Genomic DNA, 13,700 nt, shown 5'->3' with positions numbered 1-13,700 from the left:
GTCGAGGCGGCCGAGCGCCTGGACGAGGCCGAAGCCGGTCTCGCCGTCGTAGCCGACCACGTAGGCCGGCACCGAGCGCCCGTCCTGCGTGGTGAGCCAGACGCTGTCGGCCTCCAGCACGAGGTAGCCGATGGTGAGCACCAGCCCGTCCTCGCGGATCACCACGCCGTTGCCCGCCCGCTCGGTGCCGAGCGTCTCCGCCGTGAAGGCGTCCGCCGGCACGCGGCTGGAGAGGGAGACGACCGAGGTCAGCGCCCGCTCCAGATCGTAGGCGTAATCGCCGGCCTTCGGCTGCAGGGCGGCCGGGATCCTGAACTCGCCGTGCGCGGACATGGGCTTCGATTTCCCTGCACCCCGCCCCTGAAGCCGCCCGCGGAAGACCTCCGCGGAACGGCTCCGATCCGGGCTGACGGGCGGTGCTCCCGACACAGATAGGCGGCGCACATCACCCCGACACCCACCCGGCGCCGCGTCGAATGGCGCCCGCAATCATGGTCGGGTGGTCGTGGACCGGAAACCGGGAAGCCCACCGGGGACGATGCCCTCGCCCCGGGCAGCCCGTGCCGCCCTTCGGACGGCGATTCCCCGAAAACGGATGAAGCCGCCCGGCCTCGCGGCCGGACGGCTTCGATCGTCCGAAGGTCGGGGACGCAGCGCGTCCCCGCCCCGTGTGATCAGTACTTGCGAACCAGCGGGGCCGGAGCCGGGGCCGCGGCCGCCACCGGGGTGTAGAGCGGGGCGACGATGCGGAACCAGCCGTCGGTGCTCTCGGCCACACCGGCCGAGGTCACGACGTCGCGGGCGACGTAGGCCTGAACCGAGAACGGTCCGAAGTCGTAGCCGATGAGGCCGCCGAGGGCGAACCGGCCACCGCGACCGATGCGGCTGGTCGGGTCGTTCACGAAGGCGAGCAGGTTCGGGTCGAGGTTGACCGTGCCGTAGCCGATGGCGCCGATCTCGAACTTGCCGAACTTCTTGGTCGCGGTCAGGTCGATGTTGAACGCGTCCGAGATCTGCACCGGGCCGAAGAAGGCCGGGATGCCGTTCGGGCCGTTGAAGCGGCTGGGGGAGTCGTAGAAGTTGTAGGTCAGGTTGGCGGTCAGGTTCCAGCCGTCGCCGGTGTAGCTGATGGCGCCGCCGACGCGGTAGGTGTTGGAGGCCAGGATGTTCAGGCCGCCGCCGCGACCGGCGTTGAGCTCGTTGAGGTACGAACCGCCGAGCAAGCTGACGCCGATGTTGCCGCCGAGATCGAACGCCCAGATCGCGCCGACGAAGGTGCCGACGTTGATCGAGGTGTCACGGCCGCCCGCGGCGCGGCTGAAGGTGAACACGGTCGGGGGGGCCACGACGAACTCGAGGCGGCCGCCGAACGGCACGAAGGGGGTCGCCCACACCAGGATCGGCACGTTGACGGCGGTGTCGACCGAGATCGCGTCCGGCCCGTCGGGGCTGCGATAGGTGAAGGTGTTGATGGCGTAGATGCCTTCGGGGAGCGGCGCGCCGACGGCCAGACCGACCTGCTCACCGGGAACCGTGGTCGTCTGCGCCTGGGCGACGGTCGCCGTCATTCCGGCCGTGAGCGCGATCGCGCCCGCGGCGAGCCAGTTCTTCATCATTTTTCTCGTTCCTTCCCAAGGATTTCAGGCGTCCGCCCCGTAGCGCCCGCATCCCTCTCGCCTCCCTCTCTCCCCAGAGCGGGTTGGCTGGCGTGATGCCGGTGCCCCCTACGGCCGCACCTCAAGTCTCGACGTCGGGAACTATTCTACAGACCGGCCGCGAAAGACAGGGGATTGCCTTCAATCTCGGCAGTTCGGATCTCACCGTTGCGCAAAAGTCGCATTTTCGCTGCGGAGCAACCAAGCCCTTAACGATCCCTTAACGCACGCATTCTTGGCGCGATGGCCTGCCGCGGGCCGGATCTAGGCGAAATAGTACATTGTCCTCAAGCGATTGACCCTAGCATTTGACCGGGATGGTCAGGCAGGGCGGGCCGTGCAATTGCGCAAGTGCGAAGGCGGCGCCGGGCTCCCGCCGGACGCCGATCCCGCGCCGGGGCGGGCCGAACGGAGCCCCGCGGCCCTCGAATCGCCGTCCCGCGCCACGGCCCCGGCCGGGCAGGCGTCGGCCGGATTCGCCGCCTACTCGGCGGCCTGCCGGCCCGCGGCCGCCCCGCGACGGCGCGGCGCGGCGCCCGCCTTCGGCTGAGCCTTCGCGGGCTTGGCCGTCGCCTTCGGCGCCTTCCCGGCGGGCCGGCGCGCCAGCACCTCGCGCAGGAAGCGGCCGGTATGGCTCGCCGTGCTCGCGGCGATCTCCTCGGGCGTGCCCTGCGCCACCACCTGGCCGCCGCCGTCGCCGCCCTCGGGGCCCATGTCGATCACCCAGTCGGCGGTCTTGATGACCTCGAGGTTGTGCTCGATCACCACCACGGTGTTGCCCTGCTCGACCAGCTCGTGCAGCACCTCCATCAGCTTGGCGACGTCGTGGAAGTGCAGGCCGGTGGTCGGCTCGTCGAGGATGTAGAGGGTGCGGCCGGTCGCCCGCTTCGACAGCTCCTTGGACAGCTTCACCCGCTGTGCCTCGCCGCCCGAGAGCGTCGTCGCCTGCTGGCCGACATGGACGTAGTGCAGGCCGACCCGGGCCAGCGTCTCCATCTTCTCGCGGATGGAGGGGACGGCCTTGAACAGGTCGGCGGCCTCCTCCACCGTCATGTCGAGCACGTCGGCGATGGACTTGTTGCGGTAGCGCACCTCCAGCGTCTCGCGGTCGTAGCGCTTGCCCTTGCACACGTCGCAGGTGACGTAGACGTCGGGCAGGAAGTGCATCTCGATCTTGATGACGCCGTCGCCCGAGCAGGCCTCGCAACGCCCGCCCTTCACGTTGAAGGAGAAGCGCCCGGCCTGGTAGCCGCGGGCCTTGGCCTCGGGGAGCCCCGCGAACCAGTCGCGGATCGGGGTGAAGGCGCCGGTATAGGTCGCCGGGTTCGAGCGCGGGGTGCGGCCGATCGGCGACTGGTCGATGTCGATGACCTTGTCGAGATGCTCCAGCCCCTCGATCCGCTCGAACGGGGCGGGGTGCTCCAGGGCGCCGTTGAGGCGCTTGGCCGCCGCCTTGTAGAGCGTGTCGATGACGAGGGTCGACTTGCCGCCGCCGGAGACGCCGGTGATGCAGGTGAAGGTGCCGAGCGGGATTTGTGCGGTGACGTCCTTCAGGTTGTTGCCTCGTGCCCCGACGACCGTGAGCATCCCGCGGCCGGGCTTGCGCCGCGCTTTCGGCGTGTGCACCGAGAGTTCGCCGGTCAAATACTTCGCCGTCAGCGAGGCCGGGTCCTTCAGGAGCTCCTCCGGCGTGCCCTGCGCCACGATCTCGCCGCCGTGGATGCCGGCGCCGGGGCCGACATCGACCACGTAGTCGGCCTGGAGGATCGCGTCCTCGTCGTGCTCGACCACGATCACCGAGTTGCCGAGGTCGCGCAGGCGCTTGAGGGTGCCGAGCAGGCGCTCGTTGTCGCGCTGGTGCAGGCCGATCGAGGGCTCGTCGAGGACGTAGAGCACGCCGGTCAGCCCCGAGCCGATCTGCGAGGCGAGCCGGATGCGCTGGCTCTCGCCGCCGGAGAGCGAGCCCGAGCCGCGGGCGAGCGTCAGGTATTCGAGGCCGACATCGACGAGGAAGGTCAGGCGGTCGCGGATCTCCTTCAGGATCCGGACCGCGATCTCGTTCTGCTTGTCGGTGAGCTTGCCCGAGATCTCGGAGAACCAGCGATGGGCCTCGCGCACCGAGAGCGCGGTGACCTCGCCGATGTCCTGCCGGTCGATCTTGACCGCGAGCGCCTCGGGCTTGAGCCGCTTGCCGGCGCAGGCGGCGCAAGGGGTGGCGCTCATGAAGCGGCCGATCTCCTCCCGGCTCGCGTCGCTCTCGGTCTCCTTGTAGCGCCGCTCCAGGTTCGGGATCACGCCCTCGAACGGCTTGTTGACCGAGTAGGAGCGCAGGCCGTCGTTGTAGTCGAACCGCACCGATTCCCTGGCCGTGCCGTAGAGGATCACGTCGCGCGCCTGCGCCGGCAGCGTCGACCACGCGACCGTGGTCTTGAAGCCGAAATGCTTGGCCAGCGCGTCGAGCGTCTGGTCGTAGTAGGGCGAGGTCGACTTGGCCCAGGGCGCCACCGCCCCGCGCTTGAGCGTGAGGCCCGCGTCCGAGATCACCAGTTCGGGGTCGATCCGCATCTCGTGGCCGATGCCGCCGCAGGTCGGGCAGGCGCCGAAGGGATTGTTGAACGAGAACAGCCGCGGCTCGATCTCGGGGATGGTGAAGCCGGAGACGGGGCAGGCGAAGCGCGACGAGAACGTGATTTTTCTGGGCGTCTCGCCCTCGGGCGTGTCGGCGAATTCGATGTCGGCGATGCCGTCGGCCAGCTCCAGCGCGGTCTCGAAGGAATCGGCAAGCCGCGAGGCGATGTCGTCGCGCACGACGATGCGGTCCACCACCACGTCGATGTCGTGCTTGAGCTTCTTGTCGAGCTTCGGCACGTCGTCGATCGGGTAGTACTCGCCGTCGATGCGCAGGCGCTGGAAGCCCTTCTTCTGGAACTCGGCGATCTCCTTGCGGTACTCGCCCTTGCGGCCGCGCACCACCGGCGCGAGCAGGTAGAGCCGCGTCTTCTCCGGCAGGTCGAGCACCCGGTCGACCATCTGGCTGACGGTCTGGCTCTCGATCGGCTCGCCGGTGGCGGGCGAGTAGGGGATGCCGACCCGCGCCCACAGCAGGCGCATGTAGTCGTAGATCTCGGTCACCGTGCCGACGGTGGAGCGCGGATTCTTCGACGTCGTCTTCTGCTCGATGGAGATCGCCGGCGAGAGCCCGTCGATCTGATCGACGTCGGGCTTCGACATCATCTCGAGGAACTGGCGGGCATAGGCCGAGAGCGATTCGACGTAGCGGCGCTGGCCCTCCGCGTAGATCGTGTCGAAGGCCAGCGACGACTTTCCGGAGCCCGACAGGCCGGTGAACACCACGAACTTGTCGCGGGGAATCGTCAGATCGACGTTCTTGAGATTGTGCTCGCGGGCGCCGCGCACCGAGATGACGCGGGTGTCGCGCGCGCGCTCACCGGCGGCGTCGAACAGGGCGGAGAGCCGTGCGTCGGTCTTTTCCTCGGTGGCGGCCGCGGTCTCGGCTTTGCGGGCTTTGGCTTTGGCCATGGACGACAAATTCTCTGCGACGATCCGGGCGACCCGATGCTCTGCCCGATCTGTTCGGGCGGGCAACGGGCGTGCCGCGCGCGAAGAACAGGTTCCGGGGGACGGAAGATGGGTTGCGGGCGGCCCGAAACCACTAGAACGGAACGAGTACGACGGCAATGCCGTCGTGAAACGTTCGCGCCGCCGCCACGGGGGCGGACGTTATAACCGAGGCGCGGACCTCCGGCCCGGCGGCGGACGGTTCGAGCACCACATACGCCATCCGGTTGATCGCTTCGGTCCTTTGCCGTCATGGCGCGGCTCAGCGAAAGCAATCCAGCGCGCGACCTGTCCGGACATGTCGAGCCGTGGGATCGGCCGGTTCCGGCAGCGCAGGATCGTCCGCACGGCCGACCGCGGCGGCCGCATCGAAGAACTTCCGGGCCACAAAGCTGGCAGAGGCCGGCATCGACACCGTCCCTTGCGGTGAAATGATCGTCGTTCTGCTTAAACTTTAAGCACATCTGTTTTGACGAAAGCTTTGTTTTACGTGCGATCGGCATCATCCCGGCCTCCTTTGATCCGGATCGTGCCGTCATGCGTTCGCGTGTTTCCTCGCCCGCCCTCCTCTCCGCCGCGATGCCCGCGTCCCTGCGCGCCCGCATCGTCGCGGTGGCGCTGATCCCCTGCCTCGCCTTCGGCGCGGTCGCGGGGGTGGCGGTGGCGGAGCGGGCGGAGCACGGCCGGGCGATGGCGCGGATGGAGGCGCTGACCGGCCTGTCGGTCCGGATCGGCGCCTTCGTCCACGAGGCGCAGAAGGAGCGCGGCGCCTCCAGCCTCTTTCTCGGCTCGAAGGGCAGCCAGTTCGCCCCGGAACTCGCCGCGCAGCGCAAGCTGACGGATGCGGCGCGCGCCGCCCTGATCGCGGATCTCGACGCCGCCGGCGCCGGAATGGACGCGGATTTCGCGCGCAAGGCGGCGGGCTTGCGCGAGAAGCTCTCCGGGATCGAGCGCCACCGCGGCGCGGTCGACCGGCTGGAGGCGGGCGTGCCGGCCAACCTCGCGGTCTATTCCGGCATCATCGCGGACGCCCTCGGAACCGTGCGCGGGGTGGCGCAGATCGCCGCCGACCCGGCCATCGGCGCCCGCGTCTCCGCCCTCTCCGCCTTCCTCTCGCTCAAGGAATTCGCCGGCCAGGAGCGGGCGGCGGCCTCCGCCGTCTTCGCCGCGGGGGCGATCGATCTCGCGGGCCTGCGCCGGCTCGCCGGCCTGGCCTCGGATCAGGCGACCTTCGAGGGCCTGTTCCGCGCCGCGGGGCACGCGGAGGCGATCGCCGCGCTCGATGCGGCCAACGCCTCGGAGGCGGCCCGCGAGGTCGGCCGGCTCCGCGGCCTCGCCCTCGCCACGGCGCCCGGCCAAGCGCTCGCCTTCACCGACGCCAAGGGCTGGTTCGGGCTCGCCACCCAGCGCATCGACGGGCTGAAGGGGATCGAGGACCGGCTGACCGCGGCCCTGGCGCGGGAGGCGGGGGCGGCCCGGTCGCGCGCCGAGCGCACGGTCCTGCTCTGGGCCGGGGCGGCGCTCGCCACCCTGCTGCTCTCGGTGGGGCTGGCCTTCGGCCTCGGCTCGGCGATCGCGCGCCCCTTGAGCCGGATGGCCCGGGCGCTCACCGCGATCGGGCGCGGAGAGACCGAGGTCGAGATCCCGGTGAAGGGTCCGGGCGAGCTGCGCGCCATCGCCGCGGCGGCCCTGGCCTTCCGCGACAGCGTGGCCGAGCGCGCCCGCATCCGTGCCGCCCAGGAGCGCGGCGCCGAGGAGGAGACCGCCCGCCGCCACGCGGCGATGATGGCGGTGGCCGACGGATTCGAGGCGCGGGTCGGCGGCATCGTCGAGGCGGTCTCGGCCGCCGCGCAGCAGCTGGAGGGCGCCGCCCGGGCGATGAGCACCGCGGCGGGCCAGACCTCGGCGCTGAGCGCCTCGGCCGCGCAGGCTTCGGCCCAGGCGGCGCGCTCCTCCGACGGCATCGCGGCGGCGACGGAGGAGCTGTCGGCCTCGATCCGCGAGATCTCCGCGCAGGTCGGCTCCTCGGCGCTGGCGGCGAGCGCCGCCGAGGAGGAGGCGGCCCGCACCGCCGGCGAGGTCGAGCGCCTCGCCGCGGCCGCGAGCGGCATCGGCCAGATCGTCGGGCTGATCTCGCAGATCGCCGGCCAGACCAACCTGCTGGCGCTCAACGCCACCATCGAGGCGGCCCGCGCCGGCGAGGCGGGACGCGGCTTCGCCGTCGTCGCCTCGGAGGTGAAGGGGCTGGCCGCCCAGACGGCGCGGGCCACCGACGAGATCGCCGGGCGGATGGCCGAGATCGAGGCCGCGACCGGCGCCTCGGTCTCCGGGATCACCGGCATCGCCCGCACGATCCGCGACCTGTCGCGGATCTCGGGCGACATCGCCGCCGCGGTCGAGCAGCAGGGCGCGGCCACCGCCGAGATCGCCCGCACCACGGTCGAGACCTCGGGCGGGGCGCGCCGCGCCTCGGACGACGTGGCGGGGGTGGCCCGCACCGCCGACGACGCCAGCACCGGCTCGGGCCAGGTGCTCGACGCGGCGAGCGACCTCGCCCGTCAGGCGACGGCCCTGCGCACGGAAGTCGGCGGCTTCCTGGCCCAGGTGCGGGCGGCGTGACGGCCGCGTGACGGGGACGGGGCGGGCAGAGCGCGTGGCCCGCCCGCTCGGCCTCAGCGCTTCTCGGCGATCATGAAGACGTTCGAGGGGGCGATCCGCTTCAGGAACGCCGTGCGGTGGTAGCTGATGTTGAAGGCGAGCAGCCGGCTCACCGCCGCGTCGAGCGCCACGTAGCCCCGGCGGGCGTAGAGATGGCCCGGAAGCACCTTGGCCGCGATCTTCGCCAGCGCGTTGGTCATGCAGGGGGCCTCCCGCACGATGTCGAAGCCGATGCGGTCGAGCCGGTCGTGCAGCCACGGCAGCGGCAGGCCGCGCTCGTTCTGCGTCAGGCCGTAGCGCGCCTTCGTCCAGTCGCCCATCGAGGTGATGGGCTCGCGGAAGACCAGGAGCCCGCCGGGCCTGAGGATGCGGTGCGCCTCGGCCAGCACGTGCGAGACGTTGGGGATGTGGTGGAGCACGCCGAGGCTCACGAACAGGTCGGCGCCGTCGTCGGGCAGCGGGATGTCGCCGGAGGGGAGCGGCTTGATGAAGGCGGCGGGGCGCCCGCCGATCCGGTCCCGCCACCACTCCTCGGCCGGCTCGATCCCGATGAAGCGGCCCACCCGGTCGGCCAGCGGCGCCACGTCGTCGCCCGCCGCGCAGCCGAGCGCGACGCAGGTGTCGAAGCGGCGCCCGCGCAGCCGGTCGAAGCCGTGGAAGGCGTTCAGCGCGTCGTACTCGTAGCTGTAGGCGCCGGACGCTTCGAGTTTGTAGACCTCGGTGGCGAGCTTGTAGAAGCCCTGCTCTTCCTGGGCGTACCAGCGCGCGATGTCCCCCGGCGCGAGATCGTCGCCGTAGAGAGCCGATCCGTCGAGATACTTGGCATCAACCGTCATGGCTCGACCGATCGTCTCGATGGAATCCGTTCGTCCGTGCCGCCCGTCCCGCTGATGATCCCTCGACCGTGCGAGCGGCACCGTTCCCTATAGGCACGTCCCGGACCCTGCGCATGGGTTTTGGCGGATTATGGTTCCCGCCGCCATCCGGGTGGAGTACGGGCCGATCCCGATCGGGGGCAGGGGAGCGTGATGCTCCTCGACAATGATGATGACGCATCGTCGAGGGGCCCTGCGGCTTGGTCCCAGAGCGCTCTCCGCCGAAGGGGATGCCGGTTCGGCGCAAGAGCGCGCGTCAAAACAAGACCTGAGAGCCGTGTCGATCGCAACCCGATCGGGAGCGGCTCTAGTGCCGCGCCTCGCCCTGGGCGGGGGTGTTGCCGACGGCGCTGACCTCTTCGGCGATCCGCGGCTCGACCTTGAGGTTCTGGCGCATGCTCTGGAGATGGTCGGTGACCACCAGCGTGTCGGGCTTGAGGCCCTTGAGCACGGCGGTGTTGTCGCCGTAGACGTCGCCGACCTCGATCGCGGTCATGTGGACGGTGCCGGCCTCGTCCACCGTCCAGACCACCTGCTGGTCGAGCTGGGCCGAGAGCGCGACCGTCGGCACGAGCAGGCGCTCCTGCCGGCCGACCTCGATGCGCGAGCGGACGAAGCGGCCGGGCAGGTAGCGCTCGTCGGCGTTGTCGAGCCAGGCCTGGATCAGGCGGCGGCCGGTCCGGGGATCGAAGCGGTTGTCGAGCCGGTAGATCGTGGCCCCGCGCACGGGCTCGCGCTGCACGTCGAGAAGCTGGACCTTCACCCGCCCCTCTCCTTGGGCCACCCGCACGGCCTCCGCATCCTCGGAGGAGAGCGCCATCTGCACGTCGATCGGGTTCACCTGCACCACGGAGACGAGGTTGGTCTGGTTCTCGATCACCATGTCGCCGAGATTGGTCATGGACAGGCTGGAGCGCCCGTCGAAGGGTGCGCGGATCACCGCGTATTCGAGGTTCAGCCGCTGACGGGCGATGGCGGCCTCCGCCTCGTCGAGCTTGGCGGTGGCGGTGGCGAGGTTCGACTGGTTCTGCTGGGCGCGCTGCTCGGTGGCAAAACCCTTGTCGGCGAGCTGCTCGGTGCGGTTCACCTCGGCCTGGGCGAAGTCGAGGGCGGCCTTGGCCTGGTTGCGCAACGCCTCGGCCGATTTGAGGGCGACCTCGAAGGGGCGCGGGTCGATGCGGAACAGCACCTGCCCCTTCTTGACGTGGCCGCCGGGCTCGAACGGACGCTCCACCACGAAGCCGCTCACCCGCGCCTGCAGCTCGGCGTCGCGGGGCGAGATGATCGTGCCGGTATATTCGAAGGCGACCGGCACGTCCTGGCGGCTGGCGCGCACCGCCCGCACCGCGAGGCGCGGCTCCTCCTTCTGGCGCTTGGTCTCGGCGCGGCTCGCCGTCTTGAAGTGGTGGGCGAGGAAGCCGGGGATCGGGTGCCCCATCCCCCACCACGCGCCCGCGGCGATCCCGAGCGTGCCGACGACGAGGCCGGTGATGACGAAGCCGACGCCTTGGCGCACGAGAACGATTCTCCGAAAGCGGGACGCGCCGGCCCGGCTTCCTCCGGGCGCGACACCGGAGGGAACACGCGGAGTCCCAAGACGTTGCACGCGGGTCCTTCACGTCCACGTTGAATTCTCGGAGCCGGTCCCTCGAATGTTCGCCACGTTCGTCGACCGGCCGATCCTCGCGAGCGTGATCTCCGTCATCGTCACGGTGATCGGCCTCGTCGCCGGGCTGACGCTGCCGGTGGCGCAGTACCCCGAGATCGCCCCGCCCATCATCAACATCCAGGCGACCTATCCCGGCGCCTCGGCCCAGCAGGCCTACGAGTCGATCGCGATCCCGGTGGAGCAGGAGATCAACGGGGCGCCCAACCTGATCTACATCCAGTCGACGTCCTCGACCGACGGCAGCGTCTCGATCGACGCCACCTTCGAGGTCGGCTCGAACCTCGACGCCGCGGCGGCGGAGGTGCTGACCCGGTCGAGCCGCGCCGAGGCCAAGCTGCCGGAGGCGGTGCGGGCGCAGGGGCTGGAGATCCAGAAATCGTCGCGCCAGCGGCTCGGCAACGTCGTGCTCTACGCCGACGAGAGCACCGGCTTCGACGAGCTGTTCCTGGCCAACTACGCCGAGACCCAGGTCATCAAGCCCCTGCGCCGGGTCACCGGCATGGGCCGCATCCTGAACTTCTCCAACATGCGCTACGCCATGCGCATCTGGCTCGACCCGGCCAAGATGGAGGCGCTCTCCCTCTCGACCGAGACGGTGCTCCAGGCGGTCCAGGCGCAGAACGCGCAGGTGACGACGGGCTCGCTCGGCAAGCTGCCGATGGAGCGCGCCACGCCGTTCGAGCTGCAGCTCGTCACCAAGGGCCGGCTGATGAAGCCCGAGGAGTTCGGCAACATCGTCCTGCGGGCCAACCCCGACGGCTCGGTGGTGCGCGTCTCGGATGTCGGCCGGGTGGAGCTCGGCTCGGAGCAGTACGGCGTCACCTCGAACTTCGACGGCAAGCCCTCGGCGACGCTGGGCATCTTCCAGAACCCCGACGCCAACGCCGTCGACGTGATGAACGGGACGCGCGCCACCATGGCGGACCTCGCCAAGCGCTTCCCCCCCGGCCTGCACTACGCCATCGCCCTCGACTCCACCGAGTTCGTCAAGGAGGCGATCTACGAGGTGGTGCGGACCCTGGTCGAGGCGATCCTGATCGTCACGGTCGTCACCTACCTCTTCCTGCAGAACTGGCGCGCCACCCTGATCCCGACCATCGCCGTGCCGATCGCGCTGATCGGCACCTTCGGGCCGATGGCGCTGCTCGGCTTCTCCTTCAACACGCTCAGCCTGCTCGGCCTCGTCCTCGCCGTCGGCCTCGTGGTGGACGACGCGATCATCGTCGTCGAGAACACCGAGCGGCTGATGGCGGAGGGCATGGAGCCGAAGCCCGCCTCCCGCGAGGCGGTCAACGAGATCGGCGGCCCCGTCATCGCGACGACGCTGGTGCTCGCCGCCCTGTTCGTGCCGGTGGCCTTCATCCCCGGCCTGACCGGTCAGCTCTACAACCAGTTCGCGCTGACCATCGCCATCTCGGTGCTGATCTCGGCGGTCGTCTCGCTGACCCTGACGCCGGCCCTGTGCGGCCTGCTCCTGAAGCCGCACGGGCCGCGGAAGACGCGCTGGTGGCGCAAGCCGCTCGAGGGGTTCAACCGCGCCCTGGAGCGCTCGGCCGACTTCGTCGCCCGCACGATCGGATGGCTCGCCCGCCACGTCGTCCTGACGCTCGTCGCCTTCGCGCTGTTCGCCGGCGCCACGGTGATGCTGCTGATGCAGCGCCCCACCGGTTTCGTGCCGGACGAGGACCAGGGCTACCTCTACGCGGAGGTGGCGATGCCGCTCGGCGCCTCGGTGCAGCGCACGGAGGCGATGAACGCCCGCTTCGGCGCGGCGCTCCGCGCCCGCGACGACGTTGATCACACCATCGGCGTCAGCGGGCGCTCCTTCCTCGCCGACACGGTCGCCCCGTTCTACGGCTTCAACATCCCCGTGATGAAGCCCTGGGACGAGCGCACGACCACGGTCGACGACCTGATCCGCGACATGGAGGAGCGCTTCAAGCACGATCCCGACGGCCAGGTACGCATCGCCAACCCCTCGCCGCTGCCGGGGCTCGGCTCCCGCGGCGGCCTGACGCTGGAGATCCAGGACCGCTCCGGCAATGGCGGCCTCGGCCTGGCGCGGACGGCCACCGACTTCATCGAGAAGATCCGGGCGCTCCCGGGCGTGTCGAGCGCGACGCCGACCACCGACTGGGGCGTGCCGCAGCTGCGCCTCGACATCGACCGGGCCAAGGCCGAGCAGCTCGGCGTGCCGCTGGCGCGGCTGTTCGAGGCGCTCGGCACCTATGTCGGTTCGAGCTTCGTCAACCTCTTCAACCGGTTCGGCTTCGTCTACCAGGTCTATGTCCAGAGCGACGCCTCCGGGCGGCGCCTGTTCCAGGATCTGGAGGCGCTCACCGTCCTCAACGCGCAGGGGGAGCCCGTGCGCCTCGGCTCCCTGGTGCAGGCGAAGTTCACGACGGGACCGACGGCGGTCCTGTCCTACAACACCTATCCGGCGATCGAGGTGGCGGTGACGGTCGCCTCCGGCTCCAGTTCCGGGACGGTGATCGCGGCGATCGAGGAACTGGCGGAGGACTTGCCGCGCAACACCTCCATCGAGTGGTCGGAGGTCGCCTACCAGGAGAAGATCGCCGGCAATATCGCGCCGCTGGTCTTCGGGCTGGGCGTGTTCATGATCTTCTGCTTCCTGGCCGGGCAGTACGAGAGCCTGCGGCTGCCGCTGGTGATCCTGCTCGCGACGCCGCTCGCCATCTTCGGGGCCGTCGGATTTTTAGGCCTGCGCGGCATGCCGCTCGACGTGTTCGGGCAGATCGGCCTGCTGCTCCTCGTCGGCCTGGCGGCCAAGAACTCGATCCTGCTCGTCTCCTTCGCCGAGGAGCTGCGCGGCAGGGGCGAGGGCGCGCTGGAGGCGGCACAGCACGCCACGCGGATGCGCATGCGGCCGATCCTGATGACGTCCTTCGCCTTCATCCTCGGCTCGGTGCCCCTCGCCATCGCCAGCGGCGCGGGGGCGAATGCCCGGCTCTCCATGGGCACGGTGGTGATCGGCGGCCTGCTGGTGGCCACGATCCTGACCCTGTTCGTCACCCCGGTCTTCTACGTCGCCGCCGAGCGGCTGCGCCGGGAGAAGGAGAGCGGGCAGGGCGAGGCGGAGGGCGAAGCGGCGCCGGCGGCCTAGGCACCCGGCCGAACCCCGTCCGGACCGCCGCGGTCAGCGTCTCTCTCCTCCCCCTTGTGGGGAGGAGGCGGGAGGTGGGGGTTGGTTCAGAACGAGGCGGTGCGGTGCCTTCTGCACCACCCCCACCCCGAACCCCTCCC

Annotated in this window: 7 protein-coding genes; 2 read left to right on the top strand and 5 right to left on the bottom strand. The window is 70.4% G+C overall.

What is annotated here, in order from left to right; genetic code table 11:
- The 3 genes from MFF42_RS04245 to uvrA form a co-directional block, all read right to left on the bottom strand.
- Window positions 1–333, bottom strand: a 333-nt coding sequence (locus MFF42_RS04245; protein ID WP_238254645.1) for a trypsin-like peptidase domain-containing protein, incomplete at its 3' end; no start/stop codon positions are given.
- Between the two features lie 341 nt (window positions 334–674).
- Window positions 675–1,616, bottom strand: coding sequence for a transporter family protein (locus MFF42_RS04240; protein ID WP_238254644.1), 942 nt, complete (start codon window positions 1,614–1,616; stop codon window positions 675–677).
- A gap of 522 nt (window positions 1,617–2,138) precedes the next feature.
- On the bottom strand, window positions 2,139–5,195 hold the full coding sequence (gene uvrA / locus MFF42_RS04235) for an excinuclease ABC subunit UvrA (RefSeq protein WP_238254643.1): 3,057 nt from the start codon (window positions 5,193–5,195) through the stop codon (window positions 2,139–2,141).
- A gap of 576 nt (window positions 5,196–5,771) precedes the next feature.
- On the opposite strand from uvrA, the gene MFF42_RS04230 reads away from it, so the two are divergent.
- Complete coding sequence (locus MFF42_RS04230) at window positions 5,772–7,853, top strand: methyl-accepting chemotaxis protein (protein ID WP_238254642.1); 2,082 nt, start codon at window positions 5,772–5,774, stop codon at window positions 7,851–7,853.
- A 53-nt stretch (window positions 7,854–7,906) separates the two neighbouring features.
- Here the strand turns inward: MFF42_RS04230 and MFF42_RS04225 are convergent, their stop codons facing one another.
- Together MFF42_RS04225 and MFF42_RS04220 are read right to left on the bottom strand one after the other, a co-directional pair.
- Window positions 7,907–8,728 (bottom strand): class I SAM-dependent methyltransferase, encoded by an 822-nt coding sequence (locus MFF42_RS04225; protein ID WP_238254641.1) that lies wholly within the window; start codon window positions 8,726–8,728, stop codon window positions 7,907–7,909.
- Between the two features lie 346 nt (window positions 8,729–9,074).
- Window positions 9,075–10,283, bottom strand: a complete 1,209-nt coding sequence (locus tag MFF42_RS04220) for an efflux RND transporter periplasmic adaptor subunit (protein WP_238254640.1) — start codon at window positions 10,281–10,283, stop codon at window positions 9,075–9,077.
- Window positions 10,284–10,419: 136 nt separating this feature from the next.
- Here MFF42_RS04220 and MFF42_RS04215 point away from each other — a divergent pair, with 136 nt between their 5' ends.
- On the top strand, window positions 10,420–13,560 hold the full coding sequence (locus tag MFF42_RS04215) for an efflux RND transporter permease subunit (protein ID WP_238254639.1): 3,141 nt from the start codon (window positions 10,420–10,422) through the stop codon (window positions 13,558–13,560).
- Window positions 13,561–13,700: the final 140 nt, after the last annotated feature.

Origin of the sequence: Methylorubrum podarium (assembly GCF_022179745.1) — a bacterium.
GTDB classification, from domain to species: domain Bacteria; phylum Pseudomonadota; class Alphaproteobacteria; order Rhizobiales; family Beijerinckiaceae; genus Methylobacterium; species Methylobacterium podarium.
This window is presented reverse-complemented; position numbering and strand designations above follow the sequence as displayed.

What these genes read in the sequence shown, in the direction of transcription:
- MFF42_RS04240 (WP_238254644.1), bottom strand. Translation starts at nt 1,616, where the DNA reads ATGATGAAGAACTGGCTCGCCGCGGGCGCGATCGCGCTCACGGCCGGA.
- uvrA (WP_238254643.1), bottom strand. Translation starts at nt 5,195, where the DNA reads ATGGCCAAAGCCAAAGCCCGCAAAGCCGAGACCGCGGCCGCCACCGAG.
- MFF42_RS04230 (WP_238254642.1), top strand. Translation starts at nt 5,772, where the DNA reads ATGCGTTCGCGTGTTTCCTCGCCCGCCCTCCTCTCCGCCGCGATGCCC.
- MFF42_RS04225 (WP_238254641.1), bottom strand. Translation starts at nt 8,728, where the DNA reads ATGACGGTTGATGCCAAGTATCTCGACGGATCGGCTCTCTACGGCGAC.
- MFF42_RS04215 (WP_238254639.1), top strand. Translation starts at nt 10,420, where the DNA reads ATGTTCGCCACGTTCGTCGACCGGCCGATCCTCGCGAGCGTGATCTCC.